Here is a 24,820-nt window from a genome sequence, read left to right as displayed (position 1 = left end):
ACGCTTGCGGTTTCGCAGGGTCGGCAGACCCTCGGCCCACGAACCCGCTCAGCGGTGCCCGAATCCGCAGCGTACGTCACGGTTCGCTCCCCACGGAGTACCATCCCCGCATGCCCGTCGCCCCGTCGCCCGTCGCACAGTCGCCCGCCGACCCGCTGCCGCTGGCCCGCGAGCTGATCGCGGCGGCCTCCGTCAGCCGGGACTCCAACGCCGCCGCCGCCGCCGTCTGCGAGGCCGCCCTCGCCGCCGCCGGCTTCGCGGTGGAACGCACCGTCTACCGCGACGCCCGCGGGGTGGAGAAGGTGAACCTCCTCGCCCGCCTCGGCCCGGCCCCCGTCCCCGGCGCCGGAGAACGCCCGGACCGCCCCGGCTTCGTCTGGCTCGGCCACACCGACGTCGTCCCCGCCGCCGAGTGGACCGGCCCGGGAACGGGCGGCCGCCCCGGCGCCCCGTTCGAACCGACGGTGACGGACGACCGCCTCTACGGCCGCGGGGCCTGCGACATGAAGGGCCCGGTCGCCGCCGCGATCGCCGCCGCCGCCCGCCTGCACGCCGACTCGCAGCGACCCGGCGGCGCCCCGCTGACGGCCCCGCTGTGGATCGGGCTGACCGCCGACGAGGAGATCGGCTTCGAGGGGGCGAAGGAGCTGGTCGCCCGCAGCGCCGCCTATCTCGAACTTCGGGCCGCGAACCCGCCGGGGATCATCGGCGAGCCCACCTCCCTCACCGCCGTGCACGCCCACAAGGGCTCCCACCTGCTGACGGCGATCGCCCGCGGCGTCGCCGCCCACAGCAGCACCGCCGCGGGGGTGAACGCGAACCTCCGGCTGATCCCCTTCCTGGCGGACCTGCTCCCCCTGATCCGCCGCACCGAGACCGACCCGGCCCTGCAGAACCCCGCCTTCGACCCGCCGGGGCTCAGTTGGAACCTGACGCTCTCCGACGGCGAGACCGTGCTGAACGTCACCCCGGAGCGGGCGACGGCGACGATCTATTCCCGCCCCGTCCCCGGCGTGGACGACGGCCCGCTGGTCGCCGAGTTCCTGGCCCTGGCGGCGAAGCACGGCCTGGAGACGATCGACGACCGCCACGCCGGCCCCTTTCATACGGACCCGGACGCGGCGTTCCCCACGGCGGTCTGCGAGCTGCTCGGCCAATCGGCCCCACGAACCGTCTGCTACGGCACCGACGGCGGCGTCTTCGCCAGCCCCGCGGTCCCCGGCCAATCGGGCGGCGGCCTGACGAACCTGCTGGTGCTCGGCCCCGGTTCGATCGCCCAGGCCCACACCGTCGCGGAGTTCATCTCCCTGGACCAACTCCGCCGCGGCTGCGACCTCTACGAAACGTTGTTTCGCCGGTATTGCGTCGGCTGACGCCGCTCTCTTCCCCCCTCGCCCCCTTTTTGGGGGAGAGGGGTCGGGGGTGAGGGGGCAGCGACTCCCGCACGCCGTTCACCGCCCGCTTCGCTCTCCCGTCGGTTCGTCACCGCAGAGAGCGGGGGCGTAGGAACCGTGCCTCACCCTCACCCCCGGCCCCTCTCCCTGAGGGAGAGGGGGGAAAAGCGCGGCGAAACTCCTGAAGTGTCTCTGACTCGTCCCCCCTCGCCCCCTTTTGGGGGAGAGGGGTCGGGGGTGAGGGGGCGGTGACTCCCGCTCACCGTTCACCGTCCGCCCGCTCTCCCTCAGCCGCCTCACCGCAGAGAGCGGAGACGGGTGAACCGTGCCTCACCCTCACCCCCGGCCCCTCTCCCTCAAGGGAGAGGGGGGGAAAGTGATCCGCCCCTACCGCTGGTAGATCGGCAGGTAGTGGTACTTCACCGACAGGCTCAGCATCGACAGCGCTGTGGCGTAGACGTGGCCGTGGCTGCGTTCGGAGCCGTTTTCCGCCAGCCAGGAGCCGTCGTCTTCCTGGCGCTCCAACAGCAACTCCCGCACGGCGTCCGCGGCGGCGGGGGCGAACTCGCCGCCCCGCTGGTACATGCCCTGGGCGTAGTAATAGGTGCCGTAGGAGAACCACTTGTCCTTCCACTGCGGCGGGCGGGCGGTCAGCCACTCCGCGGCGCCGGTCACGCGGGGGTCCTCGTACTGCCCGCAGACCTGCATGGCGAGCAGCCCGGCGGCGGTCATCGCGTACGTCGGGTTGCCTCGCTCGGGTTCGTAGGTGAACCCGCTGACCCGATCGTCCGGCGTGCCGTCGCGGGCCACCGGGGAGTCGTAGGAGCGCCGCAGGTAGTCCACCGCCTCGGCGATCGCCTCCGGGGGCACGTCCAGCCCGTCGTTGGCGGCGCTCCGCAGGGCCATCACCTGCCAGACGGAGACGGACAGATCGCTGTCCTTGCTGTCCCGTTCGTAGCGCCAGCCGCCCTGGTTGCGGGCGTCCTTGGGCTGACTTTGGGCCCGCAGGATCACCGCGATCGCGTTCTCGAGGCGTTCGCGGATCAGGCGGTCCTGCTCCGCGTTGGCGCCCATCCCCAGCATCTCCGAGAGCATCAGCGTGATGATGCCGTGCCCGTACATGCGGGAGCCGTCGTCCCGGCCGAAGTAGCCGTCCTCCTGCACGCGCTTCTCGTCCAGCACGTAATCCAGCGCCTTGCGCATCGCGGTCCCCTCCGGCGTGGGGTCCGCGGGGGTCACGCCGACGCTCGCCAGGGCCATGATGGACAGCGAAGTCATCGCCGTGGGGGTGCCCTTGTCCGTAATCGCCCCGTCTTCCCGCTGCTGGGTGAGCAGATAGGCGACCGCCTTGTCCATCGCGGCGTCGACCTGCGGGTCGTTCTCGCCGAGTTGCAGCCCGCCCAACCCGTCGAGCGCCGCGGGGGCGCCCGGTTCCGGCGGCGTCCCGGCGTCCTCCTGAGCGACGGCGGGGAGGGCGAGGAGGAACGCGGCGAGCGTGGCCGCGATTTGAGTCGACGACAATCCGGCCGACGCGGACGCCGTCCGCAGATCGCCGTAGCGGCGGCTTCCAGCCGCCGTCCGCGAGCGCAGCGAGCGGGGGTCGCCTCCTCGATTCACGTCAAGAGTCGGCGGCTGGAAGCCGCCGCTACGAGATTTCGCGCTTCGCGCAAGCGCGCCGGGCTCACGCGGCGCTGGGACGATCGGGGCGGGGCGGTTCATCGGTCTCCCTGACGGGCGCGCTCGGCGAGCACGCGGAAGTAAGCGTTGACGCTGTCGCGGTACTCCTCGGAGACCGCGGCGGACCGGCCGGCGGAGACGTCTTCGGCGTCCTTGCGGCGGAGGTTCGCCCAGTTCTTGTCCGTGACCGCCTCCGGCCGGATGCCCTCGACGCCCGGATCGCCGGCGCCCTCGGCGACGCCCATCCCCTCCGCGGCGCCGGCGGCCGGCTCCCCGGCCGTCATCGCGGGCGGGCCGGGCATCGGCATCCCCGGGGCCGGCGGGGCGGCCTGGGCCGTCCGGGCCGCGGAAACGGCGGCCGACTCGGCGGCGGCGGCGGCGGCGAACAGCTCCGCGGCGGCGTCGGCCGGCGTGGGAGCCGGTTCGCCCTCACCGGCTTCGCCCGCCTCACCGGCCGGGGCCGGCGGGGCGTTCATCGCCCGGTCGATCGCATCCAGTTGCCGGGCGAGGTCCCGTCCGCGGGCCTGCTCCTCCGGCGTGAGCCGCTGCCGCGGCGGCGGTTGCGAACCCGCCTGCGGCGAACCCGCCTGCGGCATGCCGGCCTGCGGAGCCCCGGCGGGAGCCTCGCCGGCCGCCGGTTCGCCGGCCGCCGGTTCGCCCGCGGCAGGTTCGCCCGCAGCGGCGGGTTCGCCGGCGGCGGCCATCTCGGCGGCGCCGCTGGGCGTTGGGGCCTCGCCGGGCAGTTGGCCCTCGCCGGTCAGCGGGGCCAGGGCCTCGGCCAGAGCCGCCGCCTCGTTCGCCAGCGCCGCTTCGGCTGCGCCCACGGCCTCCCGGGCGGCGACGTCCGCCTGCGGATCGGGCTCCCCGGCGGGCTGTCCGGCGTTCGGCTCGGCCGGCTCGCCGGCTTCGGCGGCGGCCTGCGCCTGGGCGGCGGCGTCGGCGAGCTGCTGCTGGGCCTCGGTCGATTCGCTCTCGGCCAGTTCCTGGATCGCCCGGGCGGCGTTCGCCAGCGGTTCGGCGTTCATCGGCTGGCCGAGCCGCTCCTCGTGCCGGGCCGCCCGCTCCAGATCGTCGGCGGCGGCGGCGACCCGTTCGGTCACCCCCTGCTGCTGCCGTTCGGCCTGGGCCAGCGCCGGCTCCGAGGCCTCCAGTTCGTTGTTGAAGTCCGCCGCGGCGGCGATCTCCGCGGCCTGCTGCTGGAGAGCCTTCGCGTCCTGCTCCGCCTCGCCGGCGAGTTGCTCGGCGAGTTCGGCGGCCGGGTTGGCCGCGTCCAACCGCGGGTTCGGCTGTTTGCCGACCGCCTCCGTCGCCTGCTTCGCCTCCGCGGTCTCGGCCTTGGCGGCGTCGCGGGCCTGCTCGGCGGCCTGCTTCTCGGCCACCTTCGCGGCGGCGTTCTCCTGCGCCTGCTCCGCCTTGGCGGCGGCCTGCTCCGCTTTGGCGGCGGCCTGCTGGGCCCGCTGGGCGCGGCCGGCGTCGTCCGGCTCCTTCGCCGCTTCCTCCTGGGCCTTCTTCGCCTGGTTCTCCGCCTCCTGGGCCTCGCGCTGGGCCTTGTTGGCCGCGTCGTCGGCCTTCCGCTGGGCGTCCTCGGCCTTCCGCCGGGCGTCCTCCGCCCGGCGTTCGGCGTCCTCGGCCCGCTTCTGCGCGTCGCGGGCGTCGCGCTCCTGGGCGTCCCGCAGGTTCTTGCGAACGCGCTCCATCTCCTCGCGGCGGCGGTTCCGCTCGTTGTCGTCCTTGTGAATCTCCTGATCGCCCTTCTCGGCGGCGGCCTGTGCGCGGGCTTCGGCGAGGGCTTTGGCCGCCCGGTCCAGCGCCTCGCCGGCCTGCTGGGCGGCTTCGGCCAGTTGCGGCAGGGGGGCGTCGGCGTTGGCGCTCTGCGTGGCCTCCTTCGCCTCCGCCAGCGCCGCGCGGGCGGCCTCCAGGCTCGCCTCGGCTTCGTCGGCCTGACCGCGGTCGGCGGCTTGCTCCGCCGTGTTCGCGGCCCGCTCCTTCAGCAGATCGGCCGCCCGCGCCAGTTCCCGCAGGTTCTCGGCGACGGCCGCCTTCTTCTCCTGGAACGCCTTGTCGGAGCGGTCCAGGTCGCGCTGGATCGCCTGCTCCTGTTCGACGGCCTCCTCCAGCGTGTTCTGGGCGTCGGCGGCGGCGTCGACGGCGATGTCCGAGAGCGCCTCCCGCATCGCCGGGTTCACGGCCAGTTCGGCTTCCAACTGCTCCAACAGGGCCTGGGGATCGCCGGCGGCGGCCTCGGCGAGGGCTTCGGAGGGGGCGAACCGCTCCTCCAGCGCCTCTGCGGCCTCCTGTTCGACCATCTCCCGCAGGGCCTCGCGGCTCTCGGCGAGCTCCTCGGGCGTGGCGTCGGAGTCCAGGTTCTCGAAGTGCTCCGCGACCCGCTCCAGCGCCTCGGCGGTGGCGGCCTGCTGCTCGGCGGCTTCGACGAGCGGTTCGGCCTGCTCCTGGGGCGTGGCACTCTCGTCCGCGGCGGCCCGGGCGGCGTCGGCGAGGGCCTCCTCGGCGGCTTCGGCCCGTTCCTGCACGGCGGCGACGGCGGCGTCGGCGTCCTTCGCCCGGTCCCGCTGCTCCGCGTCCCGCAGGTCCTGCCGGTCGGCGTCGTCGGCGAGGGCTTCGGCCAGTTCGGCGAGGTCCCGCTCCGCGGCGGCCTGCTCCCGGGCCAGTTCGCGGACCGCCTCCCGGGCGGCCTCCGGCTCGGTCTGCTCGCTCTCCGCCCCTTGTTCCTCAGTGAGAGACTGGGCGGCTTCGGCGGCGGCTTCCTCCCGCTGGCGGGCGGCCTCCGCGGCTTCGCGGGCCAACTCGGGGATCGTGGGGGCGTACTTCGCCAGCACGGCCCGGGCCGCGGCCATCGCCGGGGCCAGCTTCGATTCCGCCGCCCGCAGATCGGCGGCGAGAACCCCCAGTTCGGCGTCCGCGGCGACCGGGCCGGCGTCCTTCCAGCGGCGCTCCGTAATCAGCGGCTCCGCCCGGTGGGCGGCCGGCGACCAGCGGGCCTCGTTGACGTCCCGCTCGATCACGTTGTTCTCGCCCAGCGCCTTGGCCCGGCGGAGGCGGTCCAGGGCGTATTCCAACTGGGCCTCGTGGGCGTCCCACTGGCGGGGATGGTCGAACAGGCCGTCCGGCGTCTGGGCGCCCCAGCGCTCCCGCTCCCGCAGCGTTTCGGCGGCGCGGCGGGCGGCGGTCAGTTCGTGCCCGGACTGCAACGTCCGGAACGCCGGGGCGATCTCCTTCAAGGCGAACGACGCCGTCACCGTGACCGGCTCCGGCTCGGCGGCCTCGGCCTCGTCGGCTTCCTGCGCTTCGCCGTCGGCGTCCCCGTCCGCGGCGGCCACGGCGTCGGCGGGTTCTTCGTCAGCCGGTCGGAGTTGGATGAGCGTTTCGGCGGCGACGGCCTCGGCGACGACGTCGACGGCCCGGGCGGCGAGGCCGGCGTCGGCGGCGAAGACGGTGTCCGCGTCCGGCCGGGCCTTCTGCAACGTGCGCACGTCCCGCAGCCGGGCGACGTCCGGCGCCAGCGCCCCGTCGGGGTCGACGGCGAGCTTCGCAATCTCCTCCCGCAGTCGGTCGGCCTCCGCGGAGTCCCCCGCGGCGGCTCGTCTGAAGACCGCGGACTCCCGCTTGGCGAGCACCTCCGCCGCCTTGTCGAACTGGTCCGGCAGGTCGCCGGTGTGTTCCCAGAGGTACTTCCAGGCGCTGCGGAGTTCGTTCGCCAGGTTGTGGAGCGTGCCGGGCTTCTTCCGCCAGGCCAGATCGTCCCGCACGCCGCGGGCGGCCTCGCGGAACTTGCGGAGGGCCTCCTCGCTGGGCTCGCCGTCGTCGCCGACCTCGTCGGCGCCGCGGGCCGCGGCGTCGTCCAGCTTCGTCCGCAACTCGTCCGTCGCCTTGATCAGCCCGTCCGCCTCCCGCTGGTGCTTGTCCTCCAACCGGTCGCGGTGGCGGCGGGCGAACTCCTCGACCGCTTCCAACCGACCGGCCACCACGGCCTCCTGCCGGGCCAGCCGGTCCCAAGAGATCTCCGAGAGGTTCGCCACCCGGTCCTGCTGCCGGAAGACGGCGGCGAGGTCCGCGGCGACCGCGGCGAAGAAGCCGTGCGTGGCGAACCGGCGGGCGAACTTCTCCGCGTAGACGGCCTGTTCGTCGGCCTGTTTGAAGTCCCGGGCGATCGCGTCGCGGATCTGGTCGTCCGGCACCCCCGTCGCCCGTTGGGCAGCGGGGTCGACGACGGGGTCCAGCCCGATGCGGGAGACGAACCGGCCCAGCAGTTCCCACTCCAGGGCGTCGGCGCCGGCCGTCTGGGCGGGCAGCGTGGCGGCGATCGTGGCGACCAGCGACGCCGCGGCGTCCCGCCGGCGACTGCGGAGGTCGGCAATCACCGCGTACTCTTCGTTCCGCACGGCTTCGTCCTCGCCGGCCTGCTTGAGGCGCTCGACGGCGGCGTCGGCCAGTTCCCGCTGCTCCTTGATCGCCGCGGCGAAGGCGGCCGCCTGATCGACCAACAGCAGGTTTCGCTCCGCGCCGGCGTGCCGCAGCGGGTCGAAGTCCTCCCCGGCGATCAGCACGCGCAGCACGGCGCTTTGCCCGGTCTGCCCCTTGCGGTCGGTGGCGACCAGCTTGGTGCGGACCTCGTCGCCGGTGTTCAACCCCAGGGGCAACAGGTCCCAGCGCCAGGCGGCGGCCAGTTCCCGGCCGCCGGCGTCGATCAGCCCGCGGGCCGCGGCGGCGTTCGCCTCGGCGTCGGGGGTCGGCGAGAAGTTCAGCGGGGACGCCGTCCACTCCCCGCCGTTGATGGAGACCCACTGCTCAATCCGGTCCAGCGGCAGGTCGTCCGTGGCGCCGGCGGCGAGGTCCAGCAGGTCGTCCGGCGGGAGGAGCAGCCCGGCGGCGGCGTTTTCGGGGAGTTTGGTGAAGGCGACGGTGGGCGGGGCGTCGGCCAGCGGGCGGATCTCGCTCCGCGGGGCGAAGGGGTTGTCGAAGCCGGTCTCGGCGCTGACCAGGTGCACCCGGTAGGTGCCGGGGGCCTCCATCGGCAGCGTCGTCGACCACCGCACGACCCCGTCGTCGCCCTCGGCGGAGGTCAGGAAGAGGGTTTGCTCCGGGGCGTCGGGGTCGGCGGGGGCGAGCCGCAGCTTCGCCTCGCTGACCGGCTGATCCGGTTCGAGCGTCAGTTCCACCGTCGAACCGACCAGGGCGAACAGGTCGCCGTGCTCGTCGGTCACGGTCTGCGGGGGCAGGGCGGCGTAGTCCGGGAAGGCGACGGTTTTTCCGAACGCCGTGATCCGCGGCCGCGGCCGCACCGTCAGGGTGTAGCGCTTGGTGATCGCGTCGCCGGCGAGCACGCGGTAGGTGACGTCCTCCTCGCCCAGCGGCAGGTTGACGGACCACTGGTCGTTGGAAGTCGGGCGGAGGGGGAGCAGGCGGGGCTCGCCGTCGGCGGCGGCGGCTTCCAGCAGGGCCTCGTCGACGGAGTCCCCGCTGATGCCGACCACGATCGCCACGGTGTCGCCCGCCGGCAGGGTGCGGGAGGGCGGGGAGGGTTCGACGATCTCCACCTGCACGCGGGAGACGCGGGCCAGGTTCGCCCCGGGCATCGCGGCCCGGTGCAGGAGGTGCAGCACCCGCGGCCCGCCGGTCGCGGCCGCCGCGGCGGTCAGGCCGATCACGATCGCCGCCGCCGCCGCCCAGCCGGCGACCAACCGGTACGGCAGCAGCTTCGCCGGGCGGACGTTCGTCATCAGCCGGGCGACCTCCCCCTGCAACAGGGCCCGGAAGGCGGGGGAGTCGTGAATGGAACTCGGGTCGTCCGCCGCCAGTTCGACCGCGGAGAGCAGCCGTTCCCGCACGGAGGGGTCGGCGTCCTCGATCGCCGCGGCGACCTGTTCGCGGCGGCTCAGCCGGCCCATCCGGCCGACCAGCGCCAGCCCGGCGGCGGCGACCGCCCCGGCGTAGGCCGCGGCGCTCAGCAGCCAGCGGGTCGAATCGCTCAGCAGCCAGTACCAGTCGATCAGCGCCACCGCGGCCAGCCCGATCAGCAGGGCTGTGATTCCCGCGCACAGGGAGCGAAACGCCACCAGCCGCCCGCGACGGCGGCGGTAGGCGTCCAGCTTGCGGGCGACGGCCGGGTCGAGGGCGAGGTTCATGTCGGGGCCGATCAGAGCGAACGGGGGCGACGGGGAAGACGGGGGCGGGGGAACGGGCCGGTCACAGCAGCCCCGCGCGTTTGCGGAGGATCCATTCGACGGTCAGCGGGATCAGCACGGCGAAGAACCACCAGTAGCTTTGCCACAGGGGGATTTCCGATTCGATCACCCGGCCGTCCGACAGCGGGGCCAGCAGGGCGGCGAGCCGGCCGATCTCCTCCTCGCGGATCAACGTCCCGCCGGAGGCCTCCGCCATGGCGGCCAGCAGCGCCGGGTCCGCGGAGGTGTCCGCGGATTCGGCGGTCGCCGGCGGTTCGACGACGAACCCGGTGCGGGCCTGCAACGCCCCCGCGGCGAAGCCGGCGGCCCGGATCGACACCTCGTGTTCGCCCGGCTCCAGCGGCCCCGTCGCCCCGCGGTAGGCGCCGGGCACCTCGGGGTCCTCGGTCAGGGGAACCGTGCCGACGATCCGGCCGTCGCGGGTCAGCACGGCGTCCACCGGCACGCCGGTCGCCGGGCCGCCGCCGGGGCCCCCGTTCGAGGGATGCCGCAACTCGACCCGCACCGGGGCGGAGGCGCCGGGGGCGTACCGCACGCCGCCGGTGTCCAGCGCCAGCAGTTCGTCCCGCACCGCGTAGGGGCGGGGCATCACGGCGCCGGCGAGTTGGTTCCAGAGCCGTTGGTGGTAGACGTCCGCGGCCCGGTACCGCCAGCGCCAGGTTTCGTCGAAGGCGAGGTACATCACCCGCCCGCCGCCGAACGGCCGCACCACGATCGCCGGGTGCGTCCCGCCGCCGTCGCCGCCGCCGGCCCCGGTCCCGGCGCCGCCCTCGGCGACCGCGTCCAGCCAGACCTCCGCCCCGGGCAGGGGCGTGGCGCCGATCAGCGTCTGCGGGGCGGGCAGGGCCTGCCAGAAGGTTTCGTCGGTCGGTTCGTCGCCCGTGATTCCCAGGGCCCCGGCGGCGACGCCGGCGGGGGTCGGCCGCAGGGCGGTCGTCGGGCCGGACAGCGGTTCGCCCCGGGTGACGGGCAGCAGGTCGGTGAGGGTCGGGCTGGGCAGTTCGCTCAGCACGTCGCGGCGGCCGTCGATGAACACCAGCCCCCCGCCGCGGGCGCCCACGAACTCCCGCAGCCAGCCCTGCTCCTCGGCGGTCAGCAGGGAGGGCGGCAGTTCGCCGTACACGATCAGGTCGTAGCCCAGCAGGCCGGCCCGGGAGTTGGGGAACACGCCCTCGCCGCTCTCGTTGGTCGTGCCGGCCTCGCCGCGGGGGAGCGTTTGCTCGTCGGCGGGGACAACGACGGTTGAGACTTCCCACCGCGGATCGCGCGACAGGGCGTTGCGGAGGTAGCGAGTCTCCCAGCGGGGGCGGCCGTCCAGCAGCAGGGCTTTGCGGGGAACGAGGTTCGCTGCCAGCCGCAGCGGGCGGGAGTTGTTCTCCGCGTCCACCTCGCCCGGCAGCGGGGAGAGCCGGACTTCCAGATCGAGCGTCGCCACGGAGCGGGCGACTCCCCGGGACTCCCGGCCGTAGCCGCCGACTCCCGTCGGAGAGTCCGTTGTCTCCGTGAGAGAGTCCGTCAGCGGTTCGACGTCGAATTCAAACGGCACCCGGCGGTCGCCGGAGCCGGTGGTGGCGAGATCCTGCCGCCAGACGACCGTTTCGCCGGTCGCCCCGTCGTCGCTCCCCTTGGAGACGATCTCCGCGGTGAACCGCGTGCCGGGGGGGGCTGTGTCGCGGAGGGTGAACGTGCCGCGGACGGTGTCGGTTTTGAACACCAGGTCCGGGGCGTCGACGGCGACGGCGGCGAGGTCCGCGGCGGGCTCCTCCGCCCCGAAGAGGACGGGGAACACGGCGACGCCCGCTTCGCCCAGCAGGCGGGCGGCCTCGGTGGGGGAGGGGCCGGCGTTGTGGCGACCGTCCGTCAGCAGCACGACCGCCGCCCGCTTCGCGTCCGCCCCGGTCGGGGCGGCGTCCCCGGCGGCGGGGCCGACGCCGTCCGCCAGCGGGGTGGCGAGGTCGGTGGTCGGGGCGAACGTCGGCGGAGCCGCGGCGGCGTCTTCATCCCCGTCTTCATCCCCGGCCCCGTCGCCGAGCAGGTTGCGGGGGGTGAGGGTCGGCCCCTGGAGGGTGCGGACGGAGACCACGTGTTGCCGCCGCAGTTCCGGCAGGATCGCGGTGGGGGCCTCGGCGAGTAGCAGATCGGCCCGGCGCCAGCGGGGCAGCGGATCGACGGCGGCGGCGGCGTTGGCCGCGGCCCGATCGCCGGTGGGGCGGGCGTCTGCCGGGGTGGCGTCGTAGCGGTCGGCGGTGCCCTGCGGCAGGCGGCCCACGGCCTCGGCCAGCCGCACCTTGCGGGCTTCGGGCAGGTGGCGGTCGAGGCGGGCCATGCTTTCGGAGCCGTCCACCAGCACGCGGACGCGGCCCAGTTCGCCCTCCACCTGCGTGTGCGTCAGCACCGGGGCGCACAGCAATAAAATGCTCAGCGCGAACGCCAGCGAACGCAGCGCCGGCAGCCCCCACCGCAGGCCGCGGGACAGGTGCCCCGCCTCCCGCAGGTAGAACCGCCACGCCAGCGCCGCGGCGACCGCGGCGAGCAGCAGCCCGGCCCACAGCGGCAACGGACCCACGAATCGCAGGGCCGTGCCCCCGATCTCCGGTTCGATGAATTGGTCCTCCATCAGGTGCCCCCCCCGTTCCCGTTGGCCAGGCCGTTGGCGGCCGGAATCTTCGCGGGCCGGCTGAAGAACTGTTGCAGAACCATTTCCAACAGCAGGAACGCCAGCAGCCCGCCGAGCAGCCAGCGCCACAGTTCGAGGCCGTGCCGGCGGCGGTCGTCCCGGGCGCGGTATTCCTCCGCGGTGGTCACCAGCGTGGCCCCCAGGGAGTCCGCCAGACCGGCCCGTTCCTCCTCGTTCAGCGTGCCGGGCGCCGACTCCCGCGGATCGGCGGACACCGCGAACCGGGCCGGGCTGAGCAGATCCGAGCCGGGGGCCGCGGCCGGGTCGGCGGCGGGCCAGCTCAGTTCGTAGAAGCCCGGCAGGCGGGTGTTCTCAAACCGGGCGAGCCGGCGGACGGCTTCGTCATCGCTTGCGGCTTCGCGGGTGCCCTCGGCGTCGGCGGCGAGCGGGACGGCGGCGAGCGGCTCCTCCGTCACGCTGACGGCATAGCGGCGACCGTCGGGCGTGTCGGCGGCGACGGCCTCCACCCCGGCGGGCACCAGGGCCACGGCCGGCTCGCCGGGCCGCAGCGTCGAGGGCGGCGCCGGCCGGGTCGCCAGGTTCGCCGCCAGTCCCTGCATCAGCGGGACGAAGCTGGGCCGCAGCGGCAGGTCGGACCAGTCGGCGTCGAGCGCCGTCGTCATCTGCACCACCGTGCCCCGGCCGAACGGCTTGACGATCAGCAGCGGGTCCGCGGTGTCCAGCCGGGCGATCACCCGGCCGCCGTCGGCGCCGTCTGCGGGGGGCTCCACCGTCATCCAGCGGCGGACGTCGGCGGCGGTCAGGTCGCCGCCGCTTTCCAAGGAACCGGCCGGGTCGTTGAAGGGCTCCAGCGCCGGGTGGTCGAACCGCTCGGCGAGCACCCGCGACGGGGCCTCCCCGCCGGCGGCGTTCTGCCCGCCGGCCACCGCGGCCCAGGCCCGCGGCAGCAGACCCTTGCCGTCGGCGTACAGGCGGTCGCGGTGCCAGTTCAGGTCCACCCGATCGCCGGCGGAGATCAGCAGCGACCCGCCGTTCGCCACGTAGTCGGTGAGGGCGGTGAGTTGTTCGTCGGAGAGGTCCTTGACGTTCGCCAGCACGACCAGCCGTTGGCCGTCTAGGTCCTGCGGTTGGAACTCCCCCCGGGGGACGGTGCGGGTTTCGATCAGGTCCGCCGGCTGGCCGCCGCCGGCGTCCCCGGCGAAGCCGTTGCGGGAGCCGAAGGAGAGCGGGGTGAGAGCGATCGACAAAAAGTCCGTCTCGCCGGCCAGCGGTTTGCGGGAGGGGGCGCCGTCCACCAGCAGCGCCGGCAGGCGGCCGAGCACGCGGACGGTGGCCCGGCCGACGTCGTCCGCCGGCAGGGCGTCGCCGGCCGGCAGGTTGATGGGCGTCGCGGTGACGGAAACCGCGTGCGTGCCGGGCTCGGCGAAAGGATGCACGAACAGGGCGCCCACCGTACCGCCGGCCGGCGCCGTGACAGACTGCACGCCGATCTCGGCGCCGTCGACGAACAGCGCGGCCCGCACGGTCTGATCGGCGACGCCGTGGTTGCGGATCGTCGCCCGCAGCCGCACCGGCCGCCCGGCGCCGACCGGCCGGTCCGGCGTTTCCAGGCCCTCCACGGAGACGTTCTCCGCGGTCGCGTTCGTCCCGCCGTCCCCGGCGATCGGCAGCAGGGTGACGGACGGGGGCAGGTCGAGGTCGGCGAGGCGGCGGCGGAAGGCGTCCGCGGCGTCCGGCGCCAGCCCGCCGGGCTGGCCGGGGCCGGTCTGGAAGTCGCTGAGCACCACCAGTTCGCGATCGGCGTGGCTCATGCCGGCGAGGGTGCCGAGGGCCGCTTCGAGGGCCGCCGGCAGGTCGGCGACGCCGGCGGCCGGCTCGGCGGACTCCAGCGCCGCGGCGAGGGCGGCCGTGTCGAAGGTGGGGACGTCCGTCAGCCCGATCGGCGGCCCGCCGGCCCGGATCACGGCGAAGTCCGAGCCCTTCCCGGCGCCTTCCACGAGGCTCTTCACCGCCGCCGCCGCCGCCCGGAAGCGGGTTTCGCCGCCGGGCGCCCCGTCCAGCGGGGCGCCCATGGACTGGCTGTCGTCCAGCACGATCGCCAGCGAGACCGGCCCGTCGCCGCTCGCCCCGTCGCCTCCCGTCCAGACGGGCCGGGCCAGACAGAACGCCAGCAGCACGGGGATCGCGCAGCGGACGAGCAGCAGGATGAGTTGGTCGAGCCGGAACCGCCGCTGGTTCGTGCGGACGACCTCCGCGAGCAGGTGCATCGCCCCCCAGTCGACCGTCTTAAACCGACTGCGGTTCAGCAGGTGAATGATCAGCGGGACGGTGAAGGCCAGCGCCCCGAAGGCGAGCGCGGCGTTGAGGAACGTCATCGAGCCCGCCTCCGCATGGCGAGGTAGTGCCCGAGGGCCTCGGCGTAGGGGCGGTCCGTGGTCAGGGGGACCAGCCCGATCCGCTGGCGGCCGCAGCCGTTCTTCAGTTCCTCGCGGAAGACGTGCAGCCGTTCCATATAGGCCCGCCGCACCTGAACCGGATCGACGGTGTGGTGGTCGGCGTGATCTTCCAAGTTGCGGAAGCGGGTGCGGCGGTCAAAGGGGAAGTCGAGTTCGTCCGGGTCGAGGATCTGGAACACGACCACCTCGTGCCCGCTGTGCCGCAGGTGGGCCAGGGCGGGGATCAGCCGCTCCACGTCGCCGAACAGATCGCTGAAGATGATGAGCAGCCCCCGCCGCGGCAGCTTGGCGGCCATGCGGTGGAAGACGTCGCCGAGGTCCGTCTCCCCGCCGGTTTTCGATCCCGCCAGTTCCGTCAGGATCGCGGTGAGGTGTTTGGGCCGCACCCGCGGGGGGATGAACTTGCGGACCTTGGTGTCGAAAGTGACCAGCCCGCAGCCGTCCTGCTGGCGGATCATCAGGTGGGACAGCGCCGCGGCGCAGCGAACGGCGTACCCGTGCTTCGTCAGCCCGTTCGCCCGGCTCCCGCCGTAGGCCATCGAGCCGCTGCAATCGACCAGCAGCGTGGCCCGCAGGTTGGTTTCCTGCTCGTGCTCCCGGATGAACAGCCGGTCGGTCTTGCCGTACAGCTTCCAGTCGATCGTCCGCGGATCGTCGCCCTGGACGTAGCTGCGGTGCTCCTTGAACTCGACGCTGAAGCCCTTGTGGGGGCTCTTGTGCAGGCCGCTGCGGAACCCCTCCATCACCTGCTTGGCGAGCAGGTGGAGGTTGCCCAGCGTCGCCGGGGCGTTGGCGGGGAGGAGGTCGGCCAAGATCGCGTGCGGGGGGGAGGTCGGTTGTCGCCGCGTCCGCAGGGAGGGCGCCCCGCGGTCGCGGCTAACGGGACACGCTCATCAAGCGACCCGGGCGGGCTTCCTGGGCAGCATCCGCTTCGGCTTGCCGGCGCCGCCGGGCAGGGCCTCGATCAGGCGATGGACGAGGTCGTCCACGGTCACGCCCTCGGCCTCGGCGTTGAAGGTCGGGACGATGCGGTGTCGCAGCACCGGGGCGGCGAGGGCCAGCACGTCCTCCCGGGAGACGTGGTGCCGGCCCCGCAGCAGCGCCCGGGCTTTGCCGGCCAGCACCAGTTGCTGGCAGGCCCGCGGGCCGGGGCCCCAGTCGATCATCTCCCGCACCCACGGGGCGGCGGCGGGGTCCTTCGGCCGGGCGGACCGCACCAGGTCCAGCACGAGGGTCTTCACGTTGTCCGGCAGCGGCACCCGGCGGACGGTGCTCTGGCAGGCGATGATCTCCTCGCCGCTGACCACCGGCTCGATCTCCGCCGCCATCGTGCTGGTGGTCCGGTCGAGGATGTCCCCCTCTTCTTCGCGGCTGGGGTAGTCCACGATCACGTTGAACAGAAATCGGTCCCGCTGGGCCTCGGGCAGGGGGTAGGTGCCCTCCTGCTCGATCGGGTTCTGCGTGGCGAGCACGAAGAACGGCTCTTCCAAACGGTAGGTGGTGCCGCCGACGGTCACCTCGTGTTCCTGCATCGCTTCCAGCAGAGCCGCCTGGGTCTTGGGCGGGGTGCGGTTGATCTCGTCCGCCAGCAGCATCTGGGTGAAGATCGGGCCGCGGTCGAACACCAGATCGCGGGCGCCGGTGTTGCGGTCCTCCTGGATCAGGTCGGTCCCGGTGATGTCCGCGGGCATCAGGTCCGGGGTGAACTGAATCCGGCGGAACTCCAGGTGCATCGCCTGGGCCAGCGACCGCACGGTGAGGGTCTTCGCCAGCCCGGGGACGCCCTCCAGCAGGCAATGCCCGCGGGCGAGGATGGCGATGAGCAGTTGCTCCACGACCTCGTTCTGCCCGACGACGACCTTGCCGACCTGTTCCCGCACGGCGGCGCAAATCTCGACCAACCGGGCGGCGCGGGCCTCGTCGCCCTCGCCGAGGTCGGAGCCGTCCGATGCGGCCGGGGCGAAGGTGACGTCAGGTTCGGTCATCGCGGGGGCGGGGCGGCGAGGGGCACGGAGCGGCGGGCAGGCGCCCGCCGGGCGGGACGCCGAGCATAAGCGTCCTCCGTTGGAAACGCTCGCGCCCGCTTCCCCCTAACCCGACCAATCCGGCCGAGGTTCGCCGCGTTTCTCCTCAAGCCCGAAATCCCTGGCCCCGACGGCTTGCCGAGCGCGCGCCAATCCGCCCAGGCCGGAGCCATGCCTCCGGCCTGGCGGACCCGAGACGCTCAGTTCGCGTCCCGCGGCTCCCCGCCCAAACGCAGCGGGACCTGCACGAGTTCTTCGCCGCGGCGGACGGTCAGGGTGACGGTGTCGCCGGGACGCTTCGCCTCGATGTCGCCCAGAAAGGCGTCGGCCGTCCGCACCGGGCTGCCGTCCAGCCCGACGATCACGTCGGCGACGCTGCGGTCGGTCCGTTCGAACACCAGCGGGCCGCGGCGTTCCCGGGTGACCAGCGGTCCCTTCAGGCCGGCCCGCTCCGCCGGGCCGCCGGGCACCAGCTTGGCGATCTGCAACCCGCCGGGGACCTCGAACACCTGCGAGATGCCCACCTCCGGCCGAATCACCCGGCCGTAGCGGATCAGCTGCGGGACGACCCGCCGCACCAGCCCGCCGGGGATGGCGAAGCTCACGCCGGCGCTCTGCCCGCTGGTGGAGGCGATCGCCGTGTTCACCCCGATCAGGGTTCCGCGGCCGTCCAGCAGCGGGCCGCCGCTGTTGCCGGGGTTCACGGCGGCGTCGGTCTGAATGATGCCCCGCACCGTGCGGGCCCCGCGGATCGGCAGGTCCCGGTTCAGGCTGGAAATGATCCCCGCGGACATCGTCCGCTCCAGCCCGAAGGGATTGCCGATGGCGAACACGCTCTGCCCGACCCGCAGGTCGCGGCTGTCGGCCAGCGGGATGGGGTAGAGGTCCTCGGCGGGGGCGTCGATCAGTTTCAGCACGGCGATGTCCCCCACCAAGTCGCCGCCGACGAGCGTCGCCTCGTAGCTTTCGCCGTCGAACAGTCGGACCTCGATCCGGTCGGCGCCCTCCACCACGTGCAGGTTGGTGAGGACGTGCCCGCGGCGGTCGAGGATCGACCCGCTGCCCCGGCCTTCGCTTTCCATTTCGACCCGGAACAGGTTGTCCCGCGACGTGCTGTGGGCGGTGACGTTCACCACCCCGCGGTTCGCGGATTCGTACACCCGCACCCGGACCGCTTCCTCCTGCGTCAGCGGCGCCATGCCGGCGGTCGGCACGGGCACGGCGGCGTCCACCGGCGTCGGAGTCGCCGGGGGCTCGGAGCGCAGCGGCGCCTCCAGCGGGGCCGGCTCCGCCAGCGGGGGGGGCTCCGACAGCGGCGGCGGCTCCGTCTGCGGTCCGGGGGCCGGCAACGCCGGGGCGGCGAGTCCGGATTGCAGGGGGACCGGCTCGGCACTGGCGGACTGCGGCCGGCCGTCCATCAGCCAGGCGGTCAGCCCGCTGGCCAGCAGGGCGGAGAGCAGACAGCCGGTGAGAGAACGCATTCGGGCCGGTCGAGCAGGTAGGGAAAGGGTCGACAACCTAACTGAAAGCGAAGGCTTGGGCAGAGGCCGGTTTTTAGCGACCTGGCGGCTGCGGTGCGGAACCATAGGCGATAGATACTGACATAGAGACTACAGCGTCACACGAACCGTAGGCGTAGGCTGCTGAGGGAAATCGAACTCCTGTCCGCCTCGCCGTTGACCGTCGATATTCAATTCTCCGTCGACGATCTCGTATTTGCCGCCTTGCCCCAGAAGGTATTTGTTCACCCGAAATCCAGGCTTATCCCCTTTCTTAACATTATCAGCCATATCTTTGCCGGGAAACTCGGCCCTCCGCGTTAGCACAAAGGTCCGTTCGCTCGGATTCGCCCAGTAACACGTCTCCGAACATGTCAGACCTAGATACTCCGACTCGCTAACTTGCACATAGATCGTCCGGGGAAAATCAGAAGGAGCGGCTCCGCTTCCAATCGCGTCGACGCGATTTTGCATTTGGAAGTCGAGCCGAGCGATACGTGTCGGAGAGTTTTCCGCCAAGATCGCCACCATCCCTTCGAGCCGCCTAGCTTTCTCTTTAAGGTCGGCGACTTGGCTATTAAGTACCGCGTTCTCCCGGGCTATTGTGTCGCGCTGTTCCTCAGCCCTCTTCGCTTCGGCCACGGCCTGCACTCTCCCAGCCACTTGCTCCGCGACGATCTTGGCATTCGCCTCATTTGACTCACGACGCGCAGCGTCAAAGTCTTTCTTTGACTGAGCGAGTCGTCGGTTTAGAACCTGACGAGCCTTATCGTCGTTTGTTCGCTCTTCGTCATGGTCTTTCTGGACCTTCTGCTGTTTTGCTCTGGCCTCTTTATCCGCCCACACTTCTCTTGCAGTTGCCGTGCCCGCGATGGCCAGCACAAGGAGAACAAGTGCGGCGACGCGTTGTGGGCGACGCTTGCCGTCCGAGTCATGCAGAGGGACGAACGCTTGGAACAATGCAAGCAGGGCAACGAAGACAAAGCCTACGACTGCCAAGGCGATCAGCATGTATCTAGAGGCTTGGAGAACAGATGTGGCTGTCAGCGACAGCTGTGCGGCATCGTTGCCGGCGTACTCGTAAACGTACCAGATCGTTCGCGGATCATACGGTCCGCGATTTTTCGAAGCGGATCAACCGCAACCGATGACTGGCGAGGACGATTCGAACTCCGCCGCCCCCCTTTTCGCCCCGATGCGATACCTCAGCGTACAATCCGCTGCGGGGGGTGTTCGTCATGTTCCCCGGATGCATGTTTGTCGTCCGTCGCCCCGTCCGGCGGTTCGAACCGCACCGCGTCGGTCCACCAGCCGGCGATCGCACGGCCGGCGGCGCTGGGGCCGCGGTCCTCCGTCGGCAGGTCGCTCAGCGCCCCGTCGGCCAGGGGGAACGTGAGGCCGCAGACCAGCAGGCCGATCAGCGGCGCCAACCGTCCGCCCCGCACTGCGGCGGTCCCGGGGCTCCAGCGGGTGGCGGCGAGAATCAGGCCGGCACAGACGGCGATCTGCCACGCCAGCGAGGGACCGAACCCCGCGGCCAATCCGTCCGCCACCGCCACTTTGAGGGCTCCGCCGGCGACCGCGGCGGCGGCGAGCGTCGCCCCCCACCGCGGGGGCGTCGGCAGGTTCGTCTTCACCGCGAACAGCCCCAGCGCCGTGCCGCAGAAGGCCAGCAGCGGGGCGAGCGCCGCGTCCGGCAGCGGGGCGAGGTCCGCCAGCCACGCCGGGCCGCCGGGACTTTCCGACCCGGCCGGAGTCGCGCGGAGGGCCAGGGCCGCCCCGGCCAGCGCCCCGGCGGACAGCGCCGCCGCCACGCCCCGGGCCACGCCGACCCAGATCGGTTCCGCCGCCACGCTCGGTTCGTCGACCTCCGTCCGCGGCTCCGTCCGCATCGTCACGGCGGGGGAGGGCGACGGGCGGACCGGCTCCGCGGTCCTGCGCTCCTCCCCCCGGCGGCCGGTCTGTTGGCCGGTCTGCTGGGAAGAAGCGGCGGCGGCGGCGGCGGCGGCGTCCGCCTCTTCTTCGGCGAACAACTCCGCCAGCGGCGAAGACGGCCGGGCGGGGGGCGCCGGAACGGGCGCCGCCGGGGCGGGCTCGGGCCGCGGGGCGTACCGCGGGGCGTCGCTCCGCCGGCGGGGGGGCAGGGACGGGGCGAACATCGCCACCGAGCCGTCGTCGTCCTCGTCGTCCCGGAAAGAGTCGTTCCGGTAGGCGTCGTCCCGTCCGCGAGCGCTGGGCGGGGCGAGAGTCACGGGGCGGAGCGGGGCGGGGACGGACGCGGCGAGGCGGGAAGCGGCGAAGTCGGCGACCGGGGGGACGTCGGCAGTCGGGGCGAGGCCGGCGGGGCGACCTTGGCCGGCAGCAGCGCCGCCAGCCCGGCGACGACGGCGTCGAGGCTGATCACCGCCTGTTGCCAGTTGGTGTGCGTGCTGGCGGCGGCGGCGTGGACCCGAAACTCGTCGGCAGCCCGCCGCAGCTTCGGCACCTTCTTGGCGAGCATACGTCGCAGGGCCGGCACGTCGTCAAGCCGCGTTTCCACCGCCCGCGCCACGTCGAAGGCCGCCCGGGGCAACTCGAGGAGGTCCTCGTACTCCTCCGCCTCCTCCGAGTGTTTCACGAACGTCCGTACCATCCACAGGTGCGCCAGCAGGTCCGTCACCCGGGCGACGATCTGCGCGTCCGTCGGTTCGTCCGTTCGTTCCTCGCTCATCGCCCCAGTGTAACGTCGAGGCTCCGGCCGTAACGCCGAGGCCCCGCGGGGCCCCGGCGTTACGCCTCCGCGTCCGCCTCGCTGGGATACCAGTGGCGGGGCAGCAGTTCGCCCAGGGGGACGGTCTGCCCGGGGGCGACGAGCACCTCCGCGTTGGCGTTGGCGGGGTCGATCTGAATCAGCAACTCCCGGCAGCGGCCGCAGGGCGGGAGCACGCCGCGGCGGCCGACCGCGGCGACGGCGACCACGCGGGTCTGGTGGGTTTTCAGCATCTCCGCGACGGCGCTGTGCTCCGCACAGAAGCCGATGCCGCAGGCCAGATCGAGGTTCACCCCCGTGAACAGATCGCCCTCCGCGGTCACCAGCGCCGCCCCGACCTTCCCCGCGAAGCAGTCCCGCGGCAACGTCAACGGCCGCCGCACCGACCGGGCCGCGGCGAGCAACTGGTCGAGGTCGGGGCGGGGGGGCGAGTTCACCTTTAGGATGCCTGTAGCAATAGCGTCGCCCCACGGTCCACGGCCCGCTTGAGGAACTCCACCAGCGGGTTATGGAAGTCCCGCAACTCGGCCGCGTCGGTCACGTGCGAACCGCCCGGTCCCGCGCCGCCCATCATCGGGTGCTTGGCGAACAGAATGCGAAGTTCGTCTCCGACGGCCTCCCCGTCCCCTTCGAGAATCCGCTGCAAGAGATCCGTCGCTTCAGATTCCGTCAGCGGCGCGGGCGGCGGCGTCGGCTGGTGAGAGGCGGATCCCTCAGCGGGAGATTCGCTTACGAATACCGCGTCCGCGTCGACCGCGGCGAACGCGGCGTGCAACTCGGCCGCCTCTTCCGGCGTCAGGAAGCTGAACAGGCATCCGTCGTGCTCGATCTGGCGGCCCCGCAACGGTCGACCCTCTTCAAGGCGGGCGAGCAACCGGTCGGCCGCCTCGGGAATGTGCGACTCCAATACCGACCGATAGTCCGCCCAAACGTGGTTGTGCTTCCAACCCTCATTGAAGTCCGTGTCGTCGTCCCACCCCAGCCCGAAGTGAACGGCCAACACCTCGATCACGTAGTTCCACGCCCCCGGCTCGGCGTCCGGGGGGGAATCGCACAGCAGCATCCCCTCCGCCCACTCCCGAAACTCTTCATCCTCGTCCCCGCCCCGGAACTCTCGGGCGTGGCGGGCGACGACGGCCTCGCACAAAGCTCGATCCCCGCAGGCGACGGCGGCTCGCACCGGGGCCAAGCTGTCGACAAGGGCGAGAGAGGTGCGGATCGACATCACAGAGTCCAAAGCGGGACGGTTCGGCATCGTAGCCGTACCCGTCTCTCGTTGCAGGGACGTCATCAGCGGGGGCGCGCCGCCTGGCGGCGACGGCGAACCGAGGGGAGCGGTCAGAGGGCGGCGAGTCGGTCCCAGATGGGGCGGTTCTGGCGCATCGCCGAGACGACGTTCTCCGGCACGTTCCCGTCCTCCAGCAGCGTCCAACCGGCGAACCCGGAGCGGTTCAGCAGTTTGAAGAACGGCTTCCACGGATAGGCGTCGTTCCGCAAATCGTGGATGTGCACCGTGCCGATCTTCTCCTTCACCAAATTAAAGTTGTGCTCCAACCCCTCCCCGTCGAGGTCGGAACCGTTGCAATTCCAACAGACGACCGCGTTGGGGTGGTCGGCGACCGCCATCATCTGGGCGATATTCGGCAGCAGGGCGGAGCCGCCGCGGCCGTGGACCTCCAACCGGATCTCGACGCCGCGGTCGGCCCCGAACGCCGCCACCTCCCGCAGCGCCAGGCCGATCTGCTCCAGCGTTTTCTCGGCCGGCACGTCCTCCAGCAGGGCGTTGGGCCGCACCTTCACCCCGCCCCCGCCGAGGTCCTTGCAGAGCGTGATAAAGGCCTTCGTCTCCTCAATATTCTTTTGAAGGACGGCGGGGTCCGGGGAGTGATATTCGCAGGCGCTGCCCAGGCCGACGAGTTCCACGTCCGAGTTCTTGAAGCGGGCGGCGACCTCGCGGCGGCGGCGGGCGTCGATGTCGATCTCCACGCCGTGCTTGTGGCCGCTCCGCAGTTCCACGCCCTCGAAACCGGTCGCTTCGCAATTCCTGATGATCGTCGGCAGGTCCCAGTCCTTGCCCCAGTTATAGGTCACCAGCCCCAGCCGCATCCCCGGGGCCGCGGCCGGAGCGGCGACCGCAGACGACCGGCCGAGCAGCCCGGTCGCCGCCGCGGCGGACGCCGCGGTCGCCCCGAGAAAGCTGCGACGGTCGACGGGGGAGGGGGGACGGTTCATGGGGACTGCTCGACCGGGGAGTGGCGGAACGCAGTCCGCATCGTACCGCCCGGCCGCGGCGGCCACCCCTCCCCGCCTCACGCCGCGTTCGGCCGCGGTTCGTAGAGGTCGGCCCGGGTCGGGGGCAGTTCGGAGGGGCCCTTGGCGGAGTGCTTGCTGGCGACGACCTGGAAGATCCGCAGGCTGCCGTCCTGGAAGGCGAAGCTCACCCCGGCCAGATAGGCCTCCCACAGCCGGTAGCGTTCCGGGCCGACCATCCCGATCGCCTCGTCTTTCCTCGCCGCGAGCCGTTCGGCCCATTTGCGGGTGGTCAGGGCGTAGTGCTCCCGCCAGTTCTCCACGTCGTGCACCATAAACCGCCGGGCCTCCAGTTGTTGCACGGTGTTGCCGATGTGGTCCAGCTCCCCGCCGGGGAAGATATACTTGGCGATCAGTTTGTGCTCCGGCCGCATCTTGCGGAACTTTTTGGTGTTCCCCTTGCTCCCCCGGGTAATGCCGTGGTTCAGCAGAATCCCGCGGTCCCGCAGCAGACCGTAGAGGGTGCGGAAATAGGCCGGCAGATTGTCGATCCCGACGTGCTCGTACATGCCGATGGACGAGATTTTATCGTACGTCCCGGTCAGCTTGGAATAGTCCTTGATCTCCAGCGTGATCCGATCTTCCAGCCCCAGTTCCTTCACCTTGGCGGAGGTGTAGGCGTACTGCTCGTCGGAGAGCGTCACGCCGTGGGCCTGCACGCCGTAGTTCTGGGCGGCGTGAATGACGAGCCCGCCCCAGCCGAAGCCGATGTCGAGCATCTTCTCGCCCTCTTTGAGCCGCAATTTGCGGCAGATCATGTCCAGCTTGTCGTGCTGGGCCTGTTCGAGGGTGTTGTTCCAGTCGGTGAAATACCCGCAGGAATATTGCATCCGCGGATCGAGGAACAGCTTGTAAAAGTCGTTGCCGAGGTCGTAGTGGAAGCGGATGTAATCCTGATTATCCCGCTTCTTCGCGTCGCGGCCGGTGTCGTCCCCGCCGCGGTAGTCGTGCTGGACGGGGGTTTCGGCTTTGCTGAACAGGAACGGCAGGGCCGCTTTGAGCAGCGTCCGCTTGGAAACCTTTTTGAGGGCCTTATCGCCGGGACGGCGGACGAGGTCGCCGAACTCGAGCAGGCTGCCGCCGCGGAACTCGATCTGCCCGGTGGCGTACAGGCGGACGGCGTTCTCCAGCGTGGGCCGCCGCAGCAGGGCCCCGATCGCCCCCGGCCCGGCGAGGGCGACGCGCAGCTCCGGGCGGGGGTTCTCGCCCAGCGGTTCCCGGCTGCCGTCCCACAGCTCGACGCTGATCGGGACGTTCACGGTCTCCCGCAGATGGGCGATCGCCCGGCGGGCCGCGGCGAGGGTCTTGTCGTCGGTCCGGGACACGGCGCAGGCAGGCAGAGAGCAGGCGGAAGAACGGGGACGCCGCCGGGTCTATCATCCCGCGGCGGTCGCCGGGAGGCCGTTCCCCCGCCGGCGGCGGCCAGGGCGGCGGCCAGGGCGGCGGCCAGGGCGGGGGGCGCCGGGCGGTCAGGCGTCGGGCGGACGGGCGTCGTCACGATGGTCGAACAGATCGCCGGGGCCGAACGCGGCGCCGCCCCGCGCCTGCCGACGGGCGGACCGCAGCAGGATCACGCCGACGGCGATCAGCGCCAGCCCCGCCGTGATGCCGCCGCCGCGGCGCGAGCGGGGCCGCTCCCCCTCAGGCAGCGAGAGCGTCCAGACAACGAGCGCGATCCCGCCGACGACCGCCGCCGCCCCGCCCGCGACCCGCAGGCCGAACAGTGCCAGGGCGAGGCGGAACCGTCCGCGGGCCGTGCGGGCCGAGCGCCGCCGGGTCCGCCTGAGCCGACGGGCGTTCCGGCGGAAGGAGCGCAGGCCGCTCATCCGGAGGGCCTCCCTTGTCCGACGCGGCGCACCGGACGCTGTGG

The 24,820-nt window shown here is 72.5% G+C and carries 16 protein-coding genes; 1 reads left to right on the top strand and 15 read right to left on the bottom strand.

All coding sequences use genetic code 11. The annotated features are described in order from the left end of the window. Positions 1–110 precede the first annotated feature (110 nt). Positions 111–1,373, top strand: coding sequence for a M20/M25/M40 family metallo-hydrolase (locus CA12_RS07065; RefSeq protein ID WP_145358152.1), 1,263 nt, complete (start codon positions 111–113; stop codon positions 1,371–1,373). Positions 1,374–1,781: 408 nt separating this feature from the next. Here the strand turns inward: CA12_RS07065 and CA12_RS07060 are convergent, their stop codons facing one another. From CA12_RS07060 to CA12_RS06990, 15 genes are all read right to left on the bottom strand, one after another. After that, positions 1,782–2,915, bottom strand: coding sequence for a prenyltransferase/squalene oxidase repeat-containing protein (locus CA12_RS07060; RefSeq protein WP_165700600.1), 1,134 nt, complete (start codon positions 2,913–2,915; stop codon positions 1,782–1,784). A gap of 194 nt (positions 2,916–3,109) precedes the next feature. Continuing rightward, positions 3,110–9,214 (bottom strand): hypothetical protein, encoded by a 6,105-nt coding sequence (locus CA12_RS07055; protein WP_145358150.1) that lies wholly within the window; start codon positions 9,212–9,214, stop codon positions 3,110–3,112. 61 nt (positions 9,215–9,275) lie between these two features. Further along, positions 9,276–11,891, bottom strand: coding sequence for a VWA domain-containing protein (locus CA12_RS07050; RefSeq protein ID WP_145358149.1), 2,616 nt, complete (start codon positions 11,889–11,891; stop codon positions 9,276–9,278). Next, entirely contained in the window at positions 11,891–14,287 is a 2,397-nt protein-coding gene (locus CA12_RS07045; protein WP_145358148.1) for a BatA domain-containing protein, read from the bottom strand. The genes CA12_RS07050 and CA12_RS07045 overlap by 1 nt, the downstream gene beginning before the upstream one ends. Continuing rightward, positions 14,284–15,180, bottom strand: a complete 897-nt coding sequence (locus CA12_RS07040) for a DUF58 domain-containing protein (RefSeq protein ID WP_207622169.1) — start codon at positions 15,178–15,180, stop codon at positions 14,284–14,286. Before CA12_RS07040 ends, CA12_RS07045 begins: the two co-directional genes overlap by 4 nt. Positions 15,181–15,261: 81 nt before the next feature. Further along, positions 15,262–16,353, bottom strand: coding sequence for an AAA family ATPase (locus CA12_RS07035; protein ID WP_145358147.1), 1,092 nt, complete (start codon positions 16,351–16,353; stop codon positions 15,262–15,264). Positions 16,354–16,592: 239 nt separating this feature from the next. After that, positions 16,593–17,873, bottom strand: a complete 1,281-nt coding sequence (locus CA12_RS07030) for a S1C family serine protease (protein WP_242688149.1) — start codon at positions 17,871–17,873, stop codon at positions 16,593–16,595. 129 nt (positions 17,874–18,002) lie between these two features. After that, positions 18,003–18,902 (bottom strand): hypothetical protein, encoded by a 900-nt coding sequence (locus CA12_RS07025; RefSeq protein WP_145358146.1) that lies wholly within the window; start codon positions 18,900–18,902, stop codon positions 18,003–18,005. 194 nt (positions 18,903–19,096) lie between these two features. Next, the gene (locus tag CA12_RS07020) at positions 19,097–20,143 is read right to left on the bottom strand and encodes a hypothetical protein (RefSeq protein WP_145358145.1); all 1,047 of its coding nucleotides are present in this window, start codon (positions 20,141–20,143) and stop codon (positions 19,097–19,099) included. Next, positions 20,140–20,601 carry a hypothetical protein gene (locus CA12_RS07015; protein ID WP_207622168.1) on the bottom strand — a complete coding sequence of 154 codons (462 nt, stop codon included), beginning with the start codon at positions 20,599–20,601 and terminating at the stop codon, positions 20,140–20,142. The genes CA12_RS07020 and CA12_RS07015 overlap by 4 nt, the downstream gene beginning before the upstream one ends. A 59-nt stretch (positions 20,602–20,660) precedes the next feature. After that, a complete protein-coding gene (locus tag CA12_RS07010) occupies positions 20,661–21,077 on the bottom strand; it encodes a cytidine deaminase family protein (RefSeq protein ID WP_145358144.1) in 417 nt (138 codons plus the stop codon). Between the two features lie 2 nt (positions 21,078–21,079). Further along, positions 21,080–21,865, bottom strand: a complete 786-nt coding sequence (locus CA12_RS07005; RefSeq protein ID WP_145358143.1) for a hypothetical protein — start codon at positions 21,863–21,865, stop codon at positions 21,080–21,082. Between the two features lie 113 nt (positions 21,866–21,978). Beyond that, a complete protein-coding gene (locus CA12_RS07000) occupies positions 21,979–22,872 on the bottom strand; it encodes a sugar phosphate isomerase/epimerase family protein (RefSeq protein ID WP_145358142.1) in 894 nt (297 codons plus the stop codon). 77 nt (positions 22,873–22,949) lie between these two features. Continuing rightward, positions 22,950–24,275 (bottom strand): SAM-dependent methyltransferase, encoded by a 1,326-nt coding sequence (locus CA12_RS06995; protein ID WP_145358141.1) that lies wholly within the window; start codon positions 24,273–24,275, stop codon positions 22,950–22,952. A gap of 144 nt (positions 24,276–24,419) precedes the next feature. Beyond that, on the bottom strand, positions 24,420–24,776 hold the full coding sequence (locus tag CA12_RS06990) for a hypothetical protein (protein ID WP_145358140.1): 357 nt from the start codon (positions 24,774–24,776) through the stop codon (positions 24,420–24,422). Positions 24,777–24,820 lie beyond the last annotated feature (44 nt).

Source organism: Alienimonas californiensis (assembly GCF_007743815.1).
In the GTDB taxonomy this organism is placed as follows: domain Bacteria; phylum Planctomycetota; class Planctomycetia; order Planctomycetales; family Planctomycetaceae; genus Alienimonas; species Alienimonas californiensis.
This window is presented reverse-complemented; position numbering and strand designations above follow the sequence as displayed.

Bases quoted from the DNA above. Each gene is read 5' to 3' on its own strand.
- CA12_RS07035 (WP_145358147.1), bottom strand. From the start codon at position 16,353: ATGACCGAACCTGACGTCACCTTCGCCCCGGCCGCATCGGACGGCTCC.
- CA12_RS07030 (WP_242688149.1), bottom strand. From the start codon at position 17,873: ATGCGTTCTCTCACCGGCTGTCTGCTCTCCGCCCTGCTGGCCAGCGGG.
- CA12_RS07055 (WP_145358150.1), bottom strand. From the start codon at position 9,214: ATGAACCTCGCCCTCGACCCGGCCGTCGCCCGCAAGCTGGACGCCTAC.
- CA12_RS07000 (WP_145358142.1), bottom strand. From the start codon at position 22,872: ATGAACCGTCCCCCCTCCCCCGTCGACCGTCGCAGCTTTCTCGGGGCG.
- CA12_RS07050 (WP_145358149.1), bottom strand. From the start codon at position 11,891: ATGGAGGACCAATTCATCGAACCGGAGATCGGGGGCACGGCCCTGCGA.
- CA12_RS07005 (WP_145358143.1), bottom strand. From the start codon at position 21,865: ATGTCGATCCGCACCTCTCTCGCCCTTGTCGACAGCTTGGCCCCGGTG.
- CA12_RS06990 (WP_145358140.1), bottom strand. From the start codon at position 24,776: ATGAGCGGCCTGCGCTCCTTCCGCCGGAACGCCCGTCGGCTCAGGCGG.
- CA12_RS07025 (WP_145358146.1), bottom strand. From the start codon at position 18,902: ATGCTGATCGCCTTGGCAGTCGTAGGCTTTGTCTTCGTTGCCCTGCTT.
- CA12_RS07065 (WP_145358152.1), top strand. From the start codon at position 111: ATGCCCGTCGCCCCGTCGCCCGTCGCACAGTCGCCCGCCGACCCGCTG.
- CA12_RS07045 (WP_145358148.1), bottom strand. From the start codon at position 14,287: ATGACGTTCCTCAACGCCGCGCTCGCCTTCGGGGCGCTGGCCTTCACC.
- CA12_RS07015 (WP_207622168.1), bottom strand. From the start codon at position 20,601: ATGAGCGAGGAACGAACGGACGAACCGACGGACGCGCAGATCGTCGCC.